A 15932-nucleotide genomic window follows, 5' to 3' on the forward strand; every position below is an offset into this window, starting at 1 on the left:
GGTGTGCCTACAGAAAACGCCGCGCACAGCCGCTCATAATGCGGCGTCCTGAGAACGTAACCGCGTTCTTGCCCACCACGGCGTGAACGGAGCCCTCGACATGAACACACCTCAACATCCCAAGCGTTTCTCCATGATCCGCGAATTCCACCTGGCCGACTGGTTCACGCTGGGCAATGCCGTCTGTGGCGTGGGCGCGCTGTTCTCGTCCATGACCTACCTGGAAACCGGCGACGTGGTGCACGTGTACTTCGCCGCCGCCCTGGTGCTGGCCGCGCTGATCTTCGACGTGCTCGATGGCCGCATCGCCCGCTGGCGCCAAAAGAGCTCGGCCATGGGCCGCGAACTCGACTCGCTGGCCGACGTGATCTCGTTCGGCGTGGCGCCCGCCATCATTGCGTATGCCTGCGGCATGCAGGGGCTGTTCGACCGCATCGTGCTGGCGTACTTCGTGGCCTGCGGCGTGTCGCGCCTGGCGCGCTACAACGTCACGGCCGAGACGCTGTCCGAAGGCACGGGCAAGGTGAAGTACTTTGAAGGCACGCCGATCCCCACCTCCATCGTGCTGGTCGCCCTGATGGCCCTGGCCGCCTGGCTGGGCGCGGTGCGTGAGAACCTGTGGTTCGGCAAGATGCTGATTGGCGGCTTCACGCTGCACCCGCTGGTACTGATCTTCGCGGTGTCGGGCTCGCTGATGATCAGCCGCATCCGCATCCCCAAACTCTGATTGCTACTAAAAACATAGCTGCTAGCGCTTGCCAGGCAAGCGGTAGCAGCTTTTTTTATTCAAATCTCAGCGTGCCGCGGGCTTGCGGTTGACCAGCACGATGCCGGCGGCCACCAGCACCAGCGCGGTCACCAGCCCCGGCGTCACCGGCTCACCCAGCCACAGCGCGCCGAACAGCAGGGCGAACACCGGGGTCAGGAACACGAACACCGAGATCTTGGTCGCCGGGTAGTGCGCCAGCATCCACATCCAGGCCAGGTAGCTGGCAAACGCCCCCACCAGCGCCTGCGTCAACAGCGACCCCCAGGCAAAAGCGCTGAACTGCCAGACCCAGGGTTCGCCCAGCACCAGCGAGATCACCGGCAGCACCGCCGTGCTCACGCACACCTGGTAGAGCAGTTGTTTGGCAGGCGGCACGGCGGCAAGCGGCGTGGTGCGGATGACCACGGTGGTCAGGGCCCACATCAGGCCCGCGGCCAGCCCCAGCAGGTCGCCCAGCCAGGCGCGGGGCAGGGCCGCGTTGGCGGGGCCCATCAGCCCGTCGCCCAGTGCCAGCCCCACGCCGACGAACGCCGCCGCCAGGCCCAGCCATTGCCAGCCCTGCAGGCGCTCGCCGGGAATGAAGCGCGGCAGCAGCAGCGCCACCCAGAACGGCGATGCGTACAGGAACACCGTCAGCCGCGAGGCGCTGGTGTACTGCAGGCCCAGGTAGATGCACGCAAACTCCCCCGCGAACAGCGCGCCGGCCAGCAGCCCCCCGCGCGCCGCCCCGGCGGGCTCGGCCGCCGCGGACAGGCGCACGCCGCGCCACAGGCACCAGGCCACCACCGCCGCGGTGGCCAGCGCAAAGCGCACAAAGGCCTGGAACACCGGTGCTACCTCGGCCACGGTGGCTTTGACCAGCACCTGCTGGAAGCCCCAGAACATGCAGCAGGCCAGCAGGATGGCAATGGCCAGGGAGTCGATGTGTGTTTTGCGGGTGGAGGTAGACGGCATCGGGCGATTATGAAAGGGGCTGCGTGGGGGCGCTGACGCGTCTGTTGCACCGCAGATCGCCCTCGCGCCACCGGCATCCACGGTGCGCTGCAAGCGGTCACGGCAGCGCGCGTCCTACACGCGCTGCGGCATTGGCGCACGCCCTGTAACGGTGAGATGTGCGTATGGTGAAGAGCCATGGTGGTGCTCTGCCACCGCCGAACGCCCGCGTCGCCTATGCCACCCTTCCGTACCGTCCTTCGAACCCTGCAACAGAGCCTGCTGCTCGGCGGCGCCGTGCTGGTCTTGGCGGGTAGCCCCGCGCAAGGGCAGTCATCCGCCCCGCTGGCGCATTCGGGTCCCGCGTCGCGCCCACTGACGGGGCAGTCGTCGGTGCAGCCCTCGGCGCACGGGTCGCGCCTCGCGCAGTTCGGGAGCGAAAGCGCCTCGGACGACGCACGGCGCATTGCCCACTGGGCGTTTCACTCGGGCGACCATCGCCGTCACGCCGTGGTGGTGGTCGACAAGAAAGACGCGAAGGTCTATGTCTTCAGCCCCGATGGCAAGCTGCAGGGCGCCACGCCCGCGCTCATGGGGTCGGCCATCGGCGACCACACGGTGCCCGGCATCGGCGACAAGCCCATCGCCCAGGTGCTGCCGGCCGAGCGCACCACACCGGCAGGCCGCTTCGTGGCAGAGCCTGGAACCAACGCCAGCGGTGAAGACGTGGTGTGGGTGGACTACGACGCGGCGGTGTCCATGCACCGCGTGCGCGCCAACGTGAAGTCCGAGCGCCGGCTGGAGCGGCTGGCGTCCAGCACGCCCAAGGACAACCGCATTTCATACGGCTGCATCAACCTGCCGGTGGTCTTCTACGAGAAGGTGCTGAGCCCCGCGGTGCGCAGCACCGGCGCGGTGGTGTACGTGCTGCCCGAAACGCGCCCTGCCGCCAGCCTGTTTGGTACGTACGACGTGCCGGGCAATGCAGAGCCTGCGCGTCGCTGAGTGCTTGGGGTGGACAGGGGGGTGTGTGCAGGCCCCTGTCCGACACACGCTGCGGACCCGGGATGACGCTACGCGCACCAGGACCTTTTAATCTGAATGCAGCTGGCGACGGTGCTGGCAATTTCCATCATTCACAGATCCAAGGAGTCCCCTCATGTCCACATCCAAGAATTCGCTGAAGGCATTGCTCGCAGGTTTGGCCACCGTTGCCGTGGTGGGTACCGCCATCGCTCAAAGCAACCCGCCCGCTCCATCCAACCCTAACCCTGCCACGGGCGCTGGCCAGCAAAGCACCCAGAACACACCCATGGGCAGCACCGGCACCCAGGGCGCTACCGGTGGCACCGGCGCAACTGGCGCCACGGGCGCGGGCACCAGCGGTTCTTCGGGCGCGACGATGGGCTCCGGCAATGCTGCCAGTTCGTCGGGCTCCGGCATGGCCACGGCGCCTGCCCGTCCAGCACGCGCTGACCGCAACTGAGCACGCTCTTTCTGCCAATACAAAAAGCCGGGCTTGCCCGGCTTTTTGTCGTCTTGGTGGCGCAGGTGGCGGCTGCCAGTACCTGCACGATGCTGAACCAGACGGGGCCATGGCGTGCCGTCAAACCCGTCTGGCAGGGCTGGCGTGCCCCCACGGTACACTTTGCGCCTTCCTCAACAGGTTCCCGCGCCCCTTTCCACAACGTCCATTCATGGCCCTTACGACGGCGGCCCAGTCCCGCACCAGCTTTGATCTCAAAAGCGCCTCGCTGCCCGTGGTGGCCGTGGTGCTCAAGACCACCGACGCCGCGCAGTTCGCGGCCGACCTGGCCGACCGCGTGGCCGATGCACCGGGCTTCTTCGACTTCGACCCCGTGCTGATCGATCTGGCTGCCGTCAAGGATGCCGAGGACCCCATCGATTTCGCAGCCCTGGTGGCCACCTTGCGCAGCCACAGCACGCTGCCCGTGGCCGTGCGCGGCGGCAGCGCCGCCCAGATGGACGCCGCCCGCGCCGCCGGCCTGGCTGCCGCGCCCGATGCCGCCCCGCTGCGTGCTGAACCCGCTCCGGCGGCCGCGCCCGAAGTGCGCGAGGTGATCCGCGAGGTCGAAGTGGTGCGCGAGGTGCAGGTCGAAGTGCCTGTGGCGGGCCCCGGCACCGTGGTCATCGACAAGCCCCTGCGCTCGGGCCAGCAGGTGTATGCCCGCGGCGCCGACCTGGTGGTGATGGCCGTGGTGAGCTTTGGCGCCGAGGTCATTGCCGATGGCAACATCCACGTCTACGCACCGCTGCGTGGCCGGGCCATTGCCGGCGCGCGGGGCAACACCGAAGCCCGCATCTTTTCCACCTGCATGGAGCCGCAGCTGGTGTCCATCGCAGGCATCTACCGCACCACCGAGACCGCGCTGCCCGACGAAGTCGCCGGCCGGCCCGCCCAGGTGCGCCTGGAAGGCGAAAAGCTCCTCATCGAGCCGCTGCGAAATCCTGTACGTATCAACCCCAGAGAGACTCAATAAACCCATGGCCAAAATCGTCGTCGTGACTTCCGGCAAGGGTGGTGTGGGCAAGACCACCACCAGCGCCAGCTTCGCCACCGGCCTCGCCCTGCGCGGCCACAAGACCGCCGTGATCGACTTCGACGTCGGCCTGCGCAACCTGGACCTGATCATGGGCTGCGAGCGCCGCGTGGTGTACGACCTGATCAACGTGATCCAGGGCGAGGCCAACCTGAACCAGGCGCTCATCAAGGACAAGCAGTGCGACAACCTGTTCGTGCTGGCCGCCAGCCAGACGCGCGACAAGGATGCGCTCACGCAGGACGGCGTGGAGAAGGTGCTCAAGGACCTGGCCGCGATGGACTTCGAGTACATCGTTTGCGACTCCCCCGCCGGCATCGAAAGCGGCGCGCTCATGGCGATGCACTTCGCCGACGAGGCGCTGCTGGTGACCAATCCCGAGGTGTCGTCGGTGCGCGACTCCGACCGTATCCTGGGCATGCTGGGCAGCAAGACCCAACGCGCCATCGACGGCGGCGAGCCCATCAAGGAGCACCTGCTCATCACGCGCTACAACCCGAGCCGCGTCGAAGACGGCCAGATGCTGAGCCTGGAAGACATCCAGGACATCCTGCGCATCAAGCTGATCGGCGTGATTCCGGAGTCCGAAGTGGTGCTGCAGTCGTCCAACCAGGGCACGCCGGCCATCCACGCGCAGGGCACCGATGTGTCCGAGGCCTACAAGGACGTGATCGACCGCTTCCTGGGCGCCACCGACAAGCCGCTGCGCTTCATCGAGGCGGAAAAGCCCGGCTTCTTCAAACGCCTGTTCGGGAGCAAATAAGCCATGGCTTCTTTCCTGTCCTTTCTGCTCGGCGAAAAGAAGAAGACGGCCAGCGTCGCCAAGGAGCGCCTGCAGATCATCCTCGCGCACGAGCGCAACGGCCGCAACGCCTCCGAGCCCGACTACCTGCCTGCCCTGCAGCGCGAGCTGGTGGCCGTGATCTCCAAGTACGTGAAGATCAACCCCGAAGACCTCAAGGTGCACCTGGAGCGCCAGGACAACCTGGAAGTGCTGGAAGTCAAGATCGAGCTGCCGGACACAGTGCGCTGAGCGCTGCACGCCGGTGCGGCCGACGCGTCCCTGCCGGGGCCCGGGGCCGCGCCCCTGACGACAGGACCCCCAGCATGCTGTCCCATGTATTCATCGGCGTGAACGATTTCGAGCGCGCCATGGCGTTCTACCGCCCGGTGATGGAGCGCCTGGGCCTGGCGCTGCGGTTTGCAGAGCCTGAACGGCCATGGGCCGGCTGGCAGACGCCCGGCGTGGCGCGGCCGCTGTTCCTCATCGGCCGGCCTTTTGACGAGCAGGCCGCCCAGCCCGGCAACGGTGCCATGAACGCGCTGCTGGCTGCCGACCGGGCCACGGTGGACGCCGTCCACGCGCTGGCCCTGCGCCACGGCGGCAGCTGCGACGGGCCGCCGGGCCTGCGCCCGCACTACCACGCGAACTATTACGGTGCGTATTTCCGAGACCCGGACGGCAACAAGCTGTGCGTGTGCTGCCACGGGGCGGGCTGACCGCAGGATCTTCCGTCCGTACCGCCTGGGTTGAGGCTGGCAGGTCGCCGGCATGGCCGGCTTATTGCTTAACATCAGGGTAATCCCTAATGCGAGGCAGTCCTGTGGACGAATCCTGGAAACTCAGCTGGCAGCGCGCCCGCCACCACGAAGGCTTCACACGCGGCGCGCGGGCCTTTTTCGCCCTGGCGGCGGTGCTCGCCTGCGGTTGGTGGGCCGACTGGCAGGCCGAGCTCACGCCCGTGCTGCTGGGCGTGATCGCCAGCGCGCTCACCGAGACCGATGACAGCTGGCGGGGGCGCCTGCGGGCGCAGCTGCTGGCGCTGGGGTGCTTTGGCCTCATGGCGCTGGCGGTGTGGGCCACGGTGTCCTGGCCCTGGGCGCTGATGGGGGCCATGGTAATGTCGGCCTGGGCGCTCACCCTGCTGGGCGCGCTCAGCGAGCGCTACCGCGCCATCGCGTTCGGCTCGCTCATCCTGTTCATCTATGCGGCCCTGGCCGCCGACGCCAGCCGCGCCGCGGCCGAGCAGGCCACGCCGCTGATGCTGGCCGGGGCTGCCTGGTACGGCGTGGTCTCGGTGGTCTGGAGCCTGGCCATGCCCCGGGCCCCGGTGCGCTTTCGAATGGCCAGGCTGTATGCGGTGCTGGGCGAATACCTGCGGCTGAAGGCCCTGCTGCTCGAGCCCGTGCGCGACGTGGACCTGGAGCGCCGCCGCATGGCGCTGGCCCTGCACAACGGCCGCGTGGTGGATGCGCTCAATGCTGCCAAGGAAAGCCTCATGAGCCGCATGGGCCGCGGCGCGCCGCCGCCGTGGCTGCAGACGGCCATGCACCAGTACCTGGCCGCGCAGGATGTGCACGAGCGCGTGAGCTCGTCGCACGAGCACTACGACCTGCTGGCGCAGTCGTTCTTTCACAGCGACGTGCTGTACCGCTGCCAGCGCGTGCTCACGCTGCTGGGCGAGCAGGCGCTCAAGCTGTCGGTGGCGATGCAGGAGCAGTCGCGGCCGCAGCACTGGGGTGCCACGGCCCGCGCCATCGAGGACATGCAGGCGGCCATCGCCCACCAGGACGCGGCTGCGGCTGCGGCGCTCGATGGATCTGATGCCGCCAATGCCCCGCTGCCCGCCATGGCCCGCCCGCTGCGCTCGCTGCATGCGCTGGGCCACAACCTCACTGCCATGGCCGGCGTGTTTGCGGGCGCACTCGCGCTGCCGGCAGACCCGCAGGCCGACAGCGCGGTGGACCACACCCTGTTCGACCGCGAGCCCCGCAGCCTGCGCGATGCCGGGTCGCGCCTGCGAGCGCAGCTCAGCGCCCGCTCTGCCTGGCTGCGGCACAGCGTGCGCCTGAGCTTGTCGCTGGCCGTGGGTTTTGCCGTCATGCAGGCCACGGCCGACCCGCACGGCTACTGGATCCTGCTGACCATCGTGTTCGTGAGCCAGCCGCAGTACGCGGCCACCCAGACGCGGCTGCTGCAGCGCGCCAAGGGCACGGCCATGGGGCTGGCGCTGGGCTGGGCGGCGATCCAGCTCTTTCCGGGGGCGCTGGTGCAGGCGGCGTTGCTGGTGTTCGCCGGGGCGCTGTTCTTCGGCGCGCGGCACACGCGCTACACGCTGGCCACTGCGGCGGTCACCATGCTGCTGCTGCTGAGCTTTCAGCAGATGGGCACCTCGCAGGGCGTCATCGCGGCGCGCCTGCTCGACACCGCCGTGGGGTGCCTGATCGCGGCTGCGGCGTCGTGGCTGGTGTGGCCGCACTGGCAGTCGCGCCAGTGGCCGCAGCTGGCCGCCCAGGTGCTGCAGACGCAGGCGCTGTACCTGCGCGCAATCCTCGCGCAGTACCACAGCGGCAAGTGCGACCACCTCGAATACCGCCTGGCCCGGCGCAACGCCCACAACGCGGACGCAGCGCTGTCCAACTCGTACAGTGCCATGCTCAAGGAGCCGTTGCGCGTGCGCGGCAATGCCGCGGTGATGGCGAGCTTTCTGTGCCTGTCGCACACGCAGCTCAACTACCTGTCGGCCCTCGGTGCGCAGCGCGGCGCGCAAGGCACGCAGCCGGTGGACGACGCCACACAGGCGCTGGCGCGCACGCTGCTGGTGTCGCTGCAGCAACTGTCGCAGGAGCTCGAGCGGGCGCAGCAGCAGTCGGGCGTGCGCCGGCGCCATGCGGTGGCAGCCCCTGCCGTCGAGCAGGTGCTGCGCGAGTTCGGCACGCCGCCGCACGCCGCCATGCCGCAGCCCCCAGCGACCGCGCACAGCCTGATGGCGGCGCAGCTGCTGCTGGTGGGCAAGGTGTTTCCGCAGCTGCAGGCGCATGCGCGGCAGCTGGTCGAGCCGGACACCGGGGCTGCAGGGCGGGCCTGATCGGAACCAGGTGCAGGGGGCTGCGCGGCCTGGCGGCCGGTCAGCGGATGTGCTTGGCGAACTTGGCCGCAAAGGCCTGCGCAATGCTCAGGCCGCGCTGCCCGGGCACCAGTGTGGCCGTCTGGCCTGCGGCAAGCGTGCCCGGCTGGTCTACCGCCAGGTAGTAGCCGCAGCAGCCGGCCATCGCCATCGCGCGCCCGGCCTGTGCAAAGCCCATCACGGCGTTGAACTTGGAGCAGGGCTCGCGCGGCGCTGTCACGCGCAGCACGCAGTCCGGAAAGTGCAGCTCGTCGCCCACGAAGATCTCGTGCTCCAGCGGTCCGTCCACCGTGAGGTTCTCCCCCACGAACCCTGGCGGCAGCGCTTCGTCGAACAGGCTCACGCCGCGCTCCAGGCGCTGGGCCTGCCAGAACGCGTAGTGCACGGCCGGGTAGGCGTACACGGCCTTTTGCAGGCCGCCGTGGATGCTCAGCTCCACCTGCTCGTCGCCCTGCAGGCCCAGCGGGCCGGCAGGGACGGCACGCTGCACAGGCGACTTGCCGATGCCGGTGAGCAAAGAGCGCTCCCCCACGCGCAGGCGCCGGGCTGTGCCGATGTTGATGCTGCGGATGTGCATGAAAGAAAACGTACGGTAGCGGGTGGCGTGCCAGGGTGGCCGACGCGAAAGCGCCGCGCCCGGGGGCCGTGCGCTACAGCGGGTGCTCGGTGTAGAACCGACCGCCGTGGTACAGCAGCGGCGGCACGCCCGCGCGGTGGCTGCAGCGCTCCACCTCGCCCACGAAGATCACGTGGTCGCCTTCTTCATAGCGGCTGCGGTTGAAGCACTCGAAGGTGGCGGCAGCGCCTGCCAGCACCGGTGCGTTGCTGATCCCCGGGCTGTGGTCCACGCCTGTCCAGCGGTCCACCCCTTTGGAGGCGAAGCGCTCTGCCAGCGCCTTCTGGTCGGCCGCCAGCACGTTGATGGCGTAGTGCGAGCCGTTGGCAAAGGCCGGCATCGACGCTGCGGCTCGCGAGAGGCTCCAGAGCACCAGGGGCGGGTCCAGCGAGACGGAATTGAAGGAGCTCGCGGTGAGCCCTACCAGCGCACCGTCGTCGTTGCGCGCGGTGACGATGGTGACGCCGGTGGCGAACATGCCCAGCGCATCGCGGAATTCGCGGACGGAAAAGCTGGGAGGGCGGGCGAGGGCAGGGCGGGGCAAGGGCAGGTTCACAACAGCAGCGGCACGGCGAAGGCGCAAGGGCCAGAGCAGCCATTATGAAACGTGCCCTGTAACCGTGCCGTGCCGAGGGCTGCGCAGCCGCCGCTGCACCCGCCGCTGCAGCTGCCCACGCTGGCGGCTCGAAGGGCCTTGCACCGCGTATCGGGGCCCTGTCGGGCTGACTGCCGATAATCAGGGCATCCCCGCGGCGGTGCCCCTTTGGCTGCCCCGGGCGCCGTCCTCTTCTTTTCTGGATTCCGACCGCATGGCCCTTCTTCCCACCTTCACCACCCTGGGCTCCGGGCCCACCGTGCTGATGCTGCACGACGCCGACGGCGACCACGTCACCTTCGCCCCGCAGGTCGAGGCCCTCGCGACCGCCGGGTACCGCGCCGTGGCCTGGAACATGCCGGGCTACGGCCGCAGCGCGCCCATCGAGCCCTACAGCTTCAAGGGCCTGGCCGAGAGCTGCCTGTTGCTGATCGATGCCTTGAAGTGCAGCTCGGTGTCGTTGGTGGGCCATGGCATGGGCGCCATGGTGGCGCTGGAAGTGGCGGTGCGCAAACCGGCGGCAGTGCGGCGTCTGGTGCTGTGCGCCGGTGGCCCGGCCCTGGATGCGCAGGCCACGCAGGACTGGGTGGAGCCCCGGCTGGCGGCGCTGCAGGCGCTGGAGCAGGGCGGCAGCATGGAGCAGCTGGCGCACACGTTGGTGCCGCGGTTCATCGGTACCGGTGCGCTGCCCGAGGGCGCGCGGCTGGCCACCCATGCGCTGTCGCAGGTGTACCCCGGCGCCTACCGGCGCGCACTGCAGGCGCTGGGCACCTTCGACCGGGGCGCTGCGGCGCTCCAGTCGTTGAGCGTGCCGACCTTGCTGGTGGGGGGCGGCCAGGACCGGTGCACCCCGCCCGAGGCCTTGCAGGCGCTGGCCCAGGTGATGCCGGATGCCGAGCACCTGAACCTGCCGCACGTGGGCCACTGGCCGCAGCTGGAAGACCCGGAGAACTTTGACGGCGCGTTGCTGGAGTTTCTGGTGCGTCCGCGGGTGCTGCATTGACCTGAAGCCGGGTGACCGCCCGTCCGGGCTGCGTGGCCACGCTGGCGCCTGTGCGCCACCGTGCGGCGCGCGTCCGGGCACCGGGTGTGCACTGGCATGATGGCCGCCCTCTACCTATGTGGTTCCTGCTCAAGAAAATCCTGTCCGCGGTGCTGATGCCCCCGGTGCTCAGCATCCTGCTGGCCTTCGTGGGCCTGTGGATTGCGCGGCGCCACCGTCGCACGGGCCTGCTGATCGCGGTGCTGTCGCTGTTGTCCGTGCTGGCGCTGTCCTGGCCACCGGTGTCGGGCGCGCTGGTGCGCAGCTTGGAGCGGTATCCGCCCATCGTGCAGGCCGATTTGGCCCGTGCCCAGGCCATCGTGGTGCTGGGCGGCGGGCCCGACGCCACGGCGCCCGACAACGGCACCGATGTGCTCAGCCGCGGCGCACGTGAGCGGCTGCGCTACGCCGTGGCGCTGCAGCGCCAGACCGGGCTGCCCCTGCTGATCACGGGCGGCTCGTTCGGCGGCGCGCGGGCCGAGGCGCTGGTCATGAAGGACGTGGCCGAGCATGAGCTGCGCGGCCGCGTGCGCTGGACCGAAGTGCACTCGCTCGACACGCAGGGCAATGCGGCGAATTCCACGCCGGTGCTGAAGGCCGCGCGCATCGAGCGCATCGCACTGGTGACCCACGGCTGGCACATGGTGCGTGCGGCCGATCTGTTTCGGCGCCAGGGGCTGGACGTGATGCCCGCGCCCATGGGGTTCACCTACACATCGTCCCACCGTCTGCAGCGGCTGTTGCCGCGCGCATCGGCGCTGGCGGACAGCAGCCTGGCGCTGCACGAGTGGCTGGGCATTTTGGCCCAGCGCGGCGGCGCGTGGGTGCGCAGGGTGGCGGGTTCGGCCTGAACCTGCGGTCTAGGTGAGTGGCGTGGGGGGCAAGGTCCAGCCCCGGGCCAGAAGCTGCTGCTGCAAAACGGCCAGTGCGGCCGCTGCGCCGGCGTGGTCCTCCAGTTCGATGTGGATGCTGTTCTGCGGCTTCTCTGGCTCCCACAGATCGCCGCGCACGCGGCAGGCGGCCTGCCCCAGGGCCGCACCGCCATGCGCCTGCCAGTAGAAGTCGTAGCTCTGGTTGGCGCCATGGCGCTCGATGAAGCGCGGTGTGTGTGCTCCCAGCGTGTCGAACACCCGCTGCGCTGCCGGCTGCAGCGCCAGCCCGGGCGGTGGCGGCAACAACAGCAGCGTGAGGGTGGTCACCAAGTCACCATATCGTCATGGGGCAGGGGCTGTGCCCGCGTGGCCTGCGCTTCAGGCCGCGGCCAGGAACGTCGCCGCAGCGGCCACGGCCTGCGCATCTGCCTGCACCGCATTTGGCGGCCCGCCCTTGCCCCAGAGCGCGCCGCCCCAGGTCATCGATAGAAACTTGGCGCACAGCTCCACCGAGTCGATCATCGGCTGGGCCTTGGCCCGGTCGCCGCTGGTGGTGATGAGGGCCAGCGTCTTGGCGCCCATGGGCTCCTTGAACGCCAGGCCCGGCACGCGCATCCAGGCGCTCCAGTGGTCGAGGTAGGTCTTGAGCGGCGACGGGATGCTGTACCAGTACACCGGCGCCACGAAGACGATGTGCGTGGCCGCGAGCGTGGCGTCCAGCAGGGTCTTCATGTCGCCTTCGGGCGGCGCGTAGGTGCCCGAGGTGTGGCGCTGGTCCACAAAAGGCGGCAGGTCCATGCGCGCCAGGTGGTGCCAGGTCTGCGCGGTACCGGCGGGCAGCGCGGCGGCGGCCTGGCGGGCCAGCCACTCGGTATTGCCGGTGTGGCCCGGCTCGCGGGTGGAGGTGGTGAGAAAGAGGTAGTGCGGTGCTGAAGACATGGCGGGCATCGTAGCGAAACCCGCCTGTCTCTGCAGGCTCAGGCCGCAACCACGGCGCGGGGCGCGCGTGCTGCCTCGGCCCCCAGAAAGCCGAAGTTCATCGCGGGCCGTTCGCCGCAGATGAGTTCGGCCAGCGCCTTGCCGGAGCCTGCGCCGTGCGTCCAGCCCAGCGTGCCGTGGCCGGCATTGACCCAGAGCTTGCCCACGCGGGTCTGGCCGATGAAGGGGATGTTGGTGGGCGTGGCGGGGCGCAGGCCCGTCCAGTACTGCGGGTTGCCGCCTTCTTCGGGCGTGCGGGTGTCGCACACGCCGGGCAGGATGGTCTCGATGCGGCGCGACAGCATGTGGCAGCGGGCGCGTGCCAGGGTGCTGTCCAGCGACAGGTCGTAGCCGTTGAGCTCGATGGTGCCCGCCACGCGCAGGTGGTTGCCCAGCCGGCTCATGGCGATCTTCTTGCCGTCGTCGATGGTCGACACCATGGGCGCGCCCTCGGGCTTGAGCAGCGGGAAGGTGGCGCTGTAGCCCTTGCCGGGGTAGATGGGCAGGTCCACGCCCACGGTGCGCAGCAGCGGCGCGCTGTAGGAGCCGCAGGCCACCACCACGGCATCGCCCTTCAATATGAAGTCTTTTTTGCCACCACCGCTTGTCTGGCGTGCCATGACAGCTACTGAATCGATAGCATCGCCGATCTTGTTGAGGCGCAGCACGTCGTGGCCGTACAGGAACTGCGCGCCACGCTCCAAGCAGCGGCGGGCCAGCTCCTGCGTGAACACGCGGGCATCGCCGCTCTCGTCGGTGCTGGTGTAGGTGCCGCCGGTGATCTTGTCACCGTAGGCCTTGAAAGCGGGCTCGATCTGCAGCAGCTCGTCGCGGCTCACCAGCCGGCGCTGCACGCCGTGCTTGCGCATCAGTTCCACCGCGTGGCCTGCGGCGTCGAACGATTTCTGGTCGGTGTAGAAGTGGGCAATGCCGCGCTCCAGGCGGTTGTATTCGATGCCCGTGGTGCTGACCAGGTCCTTCAGGGCCGCGTGGCTGTACGCGCCCAGCGCCACGATCTGCTGCACATTACGCTCGAAAGCCGCGTCGTTGCACTGCGCCAGAAACTGCAGGCCCCACCGCCATTGGTGCCAGTCCAGATGTGGGCGAAACAGCAGCGGTGCTTCGTTGTCGAACATCCACTTGAGCGCCTTGAGCGGGGCATCGCGGTTGGCCCAGGGCTCGCAGTAGCTCACCGAGATCTGCGCCGCGTTGGCAAAACTGGTCTCCAGCGCCGCATCGGGCTGGCGGTCGACCACGACGACCTCGTGGCCCCGCTCGAGCAAATGCCAGGCCGTGCTGATGCCGATGATGCCGGCGCCCAGGATGATGGTTTTCATGGGGCGCAGTGTGATCCACATTGCGTTCCACTAAAAGCAAAATTAAACTTACTCCAAAAACATCAGCGGGCCTAATAAAGCGGGCAGCGCTTTCACCAGTTCACACGCCGCCAGATCATGAGCACCTACGACCCCGCCGCCCTGGAATGCCTTGCCGCCATCGTCGAAGAGGGCGGTTTCGAGCGCGCGGCGCAGCGCCTGAACGTGACCCAGTCCGCGGTCTCGCAGCGGCTGCGCGCGCTGGAGGCGCAGGTGGGCTCGGTGCTCATCGTGCGCAGCCGGCCGCTACGCCCTACGTCGGCAGGGCAGTTGCTGCTCAAGCACACCAAGCAACTGCGCCTGCTGCGCGCCGACCTGGAGCGCGACCTGCACGAGCTGGCACCCAGCGCGCCCGGAGGCACGCGCGAAGACGAGCGTATCGCCATCGCCATCAATGCCGACAGCATTGCCACCTGGGCCATGGGCGCGCTGCACGACCTGGTGTGCCAGCGCCTGCCATTGGAGATCATCGTGGACGACCAGGACTTCACGCAGGAGTGGCTGCGCTCGGGCCAGGTGCTGGGCTGTGTGACCACGCTCAAGCAGGCGTTGCGCGGCTGCAAGATGGTGCCGCTGGGCGCCATGCCCTACGTGGCGGTGGCGGCCACCCGCTATGCCGAGCAGCACCTGCCGCAGGGTCTCACGCCGCACAACTTCCGCGACGTGTCGTTCCTGGCCTTCAACCGCAAGGACGACATGGCTGCGGAATTCGTGGCCAGGGCCTTCGGCTTGAAGCGGGTGGCCTTGAACCACCTTTTCGTGCCGGGGTCGGAGGCACAGTTGCGTGCCGTGGCAGCAGGCTGGGCCGTGGGGGTGATCCCCGAGCTGCTCGCACGCCCCGCCATCGCGGACGGCAGCCTGGTGAACGTGGCGCCGGGGCGATCGTTGCCCATCCAGCTGTACTGGCACTGCTGGAACCTGGAATCGGAATTGCTTGACGCATTGACCGCCGCCTTGACAGGTGCTGCGGCGCATTCGCTGGTGTCCTGAAGGCAGGCGGTGCGCCGGTCAGCCTGTCCGGCACAACCCCGGCGACGAAATCTGCCATGCGGGTAAACACCGTGAACGATGTAGTTGCATTGCAACTGGGTCATTTATTTTTCTACCGCAATGTATAAAATGGACGCCATGCAAACGCAGCCCACCAAACCGTCCTTCAAGGAGCAGATGCACCAGGCCCGCGAGGAAGCCATCCTGCGCTCCACCTGCCAACTGCTCGGCGAAAAAGCCTTCGACGCCATGACCATGGACGACGTGGCCAACGCCGTGGGCATCGCCAAGGCCAGCCTGTACAAGCATTTCTGCAGCAAGGAAGAGCTGTGCAGCGCCGCCATGGTGCAGATCCTGGGGCGGGTGAAGGCCTACCTGGCCAGCCTGCCGCAGGAGATGCCACCGGTGGAAAAGCTGCAGTCCCTGGTGCGCTGGTCGCTGGAGCGCCTGCTGACCAACGAAATGCCGCTGCTGCCCAGCCGCAATTCCACGCTGCGCGCGGTGCTGATGGCCAACAAGGACTACCTCGACGGCCTGGTCACCGTGAGCGACCAGATCGGCGAGTGGATCACGGTGGCCCAGTCGCAGGGCCTGATCAACCCCACGCTGCCGCCGCTGGTGGTGCTCTACACGCTGTACGCCCGCGCCTGCGACCCGGTGGTGAGCTTCCTCAAGGAAGGCGGGCAGTATTCGGACGCCGAGATCATCGACCTGGTGGTGCGCACCTGCTTCGAGGGGCTGGCGGCGCGCTAGTCCTGGCGCAGATCACGCCCTCACGCAAAAAGCCCGGCATGCCGGGCTTTTTGCATGGCGAGCGGCACGGGCCGCGCCGCTTTAGTGCATCAGCGCACCAGCAGCACCGGCACTTTGCTGTGTGCCAGCACCTGGGTGGTCACCGAGCCCATGACCAGCGTGGCCAGCGCTCCGTGGCCGTGGGAGCCCATCACCAGCAGGTCGAACTTGCCCGAGTCCGCCACCTTGGCGATGGACTCGCCCACCGCGCCCACCTTGATGCTGCGCTTGGCGTCGATGCCGTGGCGGCCGAGGAACTTGCACACGGGGGCGAGGACCTTCTCGGCTTCTTCGGCGTGGTAGTTGTCCACCACGTCCTTGCCCAGCGCAGAGCGTGCGCGGGCGGGCAGCGGGGCCTGCACGGTGAGCACGGTGTACTGGTGGTTGCCGCTGAGCAGTTCCTCGTGGGTGGCGAGGTAGGCCAGCATTTTTTTGGTGTACGCGCTGCCGTCGACAGCAAGCAGGATGTTCATGAGGTGCTCCAGAAAAAGGGATGGGGT

Annotated in this window: 19 protein-coding genes; 12 read left to right on the forward strand and 7 right to left on the reverse strand. The window is 68.5% G+C overall.

Annotated features, from left to right (window positions below; translation table 11 throughout):
• The first annotated feature begins 100 nt into the window (after window positions 1–100).
• On the forward strand, window positions 101–727 hold the full coding sequence (gene pssA, locus ACSQ3N_RS00870; RefSeq protein ID WP_056163067.1) for a CDP-diacylglycerol--serine O-phosphatidyltransferase: 627 nt from the start codon (window positions 101–103) through the stop codon (window positions 725–727).
• A gap of 66 nt (window positions 728–793) precedes the next feature.
• On the opposite strand, the gene ACSQ3N_RS00875 is transcribed toward pssA, so the two are convergent.
• Window positions 794–1723 carry a DMT family transporter gene (locus tag ACSQ3N_RS00875; RefSeq protein ID WP_056163070.1) on the reverse strand — a complete coding sequence of 310 codons (930 nt, stop codon included), beginning with the start codon at window positions 1721–1723 and terminating at the stop codon, window positions 794–796.
• 216 nt (window positions 1724–1939) lie between these two features.
• On the opposite strand from ACSQ3N_RS00875, the gene ACSQ3N_RS00880 reads away from it, so the two are divergent.
• The 7 genes from ACSQ3N_RS00880 (at window position 1940) to yccS (ending at window position 8132) form a co-directional block, all read left to right on the forward strand.
• A complete protein-coding gene (locus ACSQ3N_RS00880; protein ID WP_436145351.1) occupies window positions 1940–2707 on the forward strand; it encodes a hypothetical protein in 768 nt (255 codons plus the stop codon).
• A gap of 154 nt (window positions 2708–2861) precedes the next feature.
• Window positions 2862–3188, forward strand: coding sequence for a hypothetical protein (locus tag ACSQ3N_RS00885; protein WP_056163073.1), 327 nt, complete (start codon window positions 2862–2864; stop codon window positions 3186–3188).
• A gap of 211 nt (window positions 3189–3399) precedes the next feature.
• A complete protein-coding gene (gene minC / locus ACSQ3N_RS00890) occupies window positions 3400–4203 on the forward strand; it encodes a septum site-determining protein MinC (protein ID WP_056163076.1) in 804 nt (267 codons plus the stop codon).
• A gap of 4 nt (window positions 4204–4207) precedes the next feature.
• On the forward strand, window positions 4208–5026 hold the full coding sequence (gene minD, locus ACSQ3N_RS00895; protein ID WP_056163081.1) for a septum site-determining protein MinD: 819 nt from the start codon (window positions 4208–4210) through the stop codon (window positions 5024–5026).
• Window positions 5027–5029: 3 nt separating this feature from the next.
• On the forward strand, window positions 5030–5296 hold the full coding sequence (minE, locus tag ACSQ3N_RS00900; protein WP_056163087.1) for a cell division topological specificity factor MinE: 267 nt from the start codon (window positions 5030–5032) through the stop codon (window positions 5294–5296).
• Between the two features lie 74 nt (window positions 5297–5370).
• Window positions 5371–5763, forward strand: a complete 393-nt coding sequence (locus ACSQ3N_RS00905) for a VOC family protein (RefSeq protein WP_056163091.1) — start codon at window positions 5371–5373, stop codon at window positions 5761–5763.
• Between the two features lie 89 nt (window positions 5764–5852).
• Window positions 5853–8132, forward strand: a complete 2280-nt coding sequence (gene yccS / locus ACSQ3N_RS00910) for a YccS family putative transporter (protein ID WP_235507252.1) — start codon at window positions 5853–5855, stop codon at window positions 8130–8132.
• Between the two features lie 40 nt (window positions 8133–8172).
• Here the strand turns inward: yccS and ACSQ3N_RS00915 are convergent, their stop codons facing one another.
• Window positions 8173–8748 carry an MOSC domain-containing protein gene (locus tag ACSQ3N_RS00915; RefSeq protein WP_436145352.1) on the reverse strand — a complete coding sequence of 192 codons (576 nt, stop codon included), beginning with the start codon at window positions 8746–8748 and terminating at the stop codon, window positions 8173–8175.
• A gap of 73 nt (window positions 8749–8821) precedes the next feature.
• Window positions 8822–9343, reverse strand: a complete 522-nt coding sequence (locus tag ACSQ3N_RS00920) for a flavin reductase family protein (RefSeq protein ID WP_436127454.1) — start codon at window positions 9341–9343, stop codon at window positions 8822–8824.
• 253 nt (window positions 9344–9596) lie between these two features.
• Between ACSQ3N_RS00920 and ACSQ3N_RS00925 the strand changes: the two genes are divergently transcribed.
• Together ACSQ3N_RS00925 and ACSQ3N_RS00930 are read left to right on the forward strand one after the other, a co-directional pair.
• Window positions 9597–10385, forward strand: a complete 789-nt coding sequence (locus ACSQ3N_RS00925; protein ID WP_056163105.1) for an alpha/beta fold hydrolase — start codon at window positions 9597–9599, stop codon at window positions 10383–10385.
• Between the two features lie 116 nt (window positions 10386–10501).
• A complete protein-coding gene (locus ACSQ3N_RS00930; RefSeq protein ID WP_436145353.1) occupies window positions 10502–11275 on the forward strand; it encodes a YdcF family protein in 774 nt (257 codons plus the stop codon).
• A gap of 9 nt (window positions 11276–11284) precedes the next feature.
• Here ACSQ3N_RS00930 and ACSQ3N_RS00935 read toward each other — a convergent pair whose 3' ends face one another.
• The 3 genes from ACSQ3N_RS00935 to ACSQ3N_RS00945 are packed head-to-tail and all read right to left on the reverse strand — an operon-like array spanning window position 11285 to window position 13611.
• Window positions 11285–11626 carry a hypothetical protein gene (locus ACSQ3N_RS00935; RefSeq protein ID WP_436145354.1) on the reverse strand — a complete coding sequence of 114 codons (342 nt, stop codon included), beginning with the start codon at window positions 11624–11626 and terminating at the stop codon, window positions 11285–11287.
• Between the two features lie 48 nt (window positions 11627–11674).
• A complete protein-coding gene (locus ACSQ3N_RS00940; RefSeq protein WP_056163407.1) occupies window positions 11675–12235 on the reverse strand; it encodes an NAD(P)H-dependent oxidoreductase in 561 nt (186 codons plus the stop codon).
• Between the two features lie 38 nt (window positions 12236–12273).
• Entirely contained in the window at window positions 12274–13611 is a 1338-nt protein-coding gene (locus ACSQ3N_RS00945; RefSeq protein WP_436145355.1) for a D-amino acid dehydrogenase, read from the reverse strand.
• 117 nt (window positions 13612–13728) lie between these two features.
• On the opposite strand from ACSQ3N_RS00945, the gene ACSQ3N_RS00950 reads away from it, so the two are divergent.
• Together ACSQ3N_RS00950 and ACSQ3N_RS00955 are read left to right on the forward strand one after the other, a co-directional pair.
• The gene (locus ACSQ3N_RS00950) at window positions 13729–14640 is read left to right on the forward strand and encodes a LysR family transcriptional regulator ArgP (protein WP_436145356.1); all 912 of its coding nucleotides are present in this window, start codon (window positions 13729–13731) and stop codon (window positions 14638–14640) included.
• Between the two features lie 129 nt (window positions 14641–14769).
• Window positions 14770–15393: a TetR/AcrR family transcriptional regulator gene (locus ACSQ3N_RS00955; RefSeq protein WP_156371934.1), complete on the forward strand. Its 624-nt coding sequence runs from the start codon at window positions 14770–14772 to the stop codon at window positions 15391–15393.
• 89 nt (window positions 15394–15482) lie between these two features.
• On the opposite strand, the gene ACSQ3N_RS00960 is transcribed toward ACSQ3N_RS00955, so the two are convergent.
• The gene (locus ACSQ3N_RS00960) at window positions 15483–15905 is read right to left on the reverse strand and encodes a universal stress protein (RefSeq protein ID WP_056163117.1); all 423 of its coding nucleotides are present in this window, start codon (window positions 15903–15905) and stop codon (window positions 15483–15485) included.
• Window positions 15906–15932 lie beyond the last annotated feature (27 nt).

The sequence above is a fragment of the Acidovorax sp. LjRoot194 genome (assembly GCF_964253015.1).
Classification (GTDB): domain Bacteria; phylum Pseudomonadota; class Gammaproteobacteria; order Burkholderiales; family Burkholderiaceae_C; genus Acidovorax.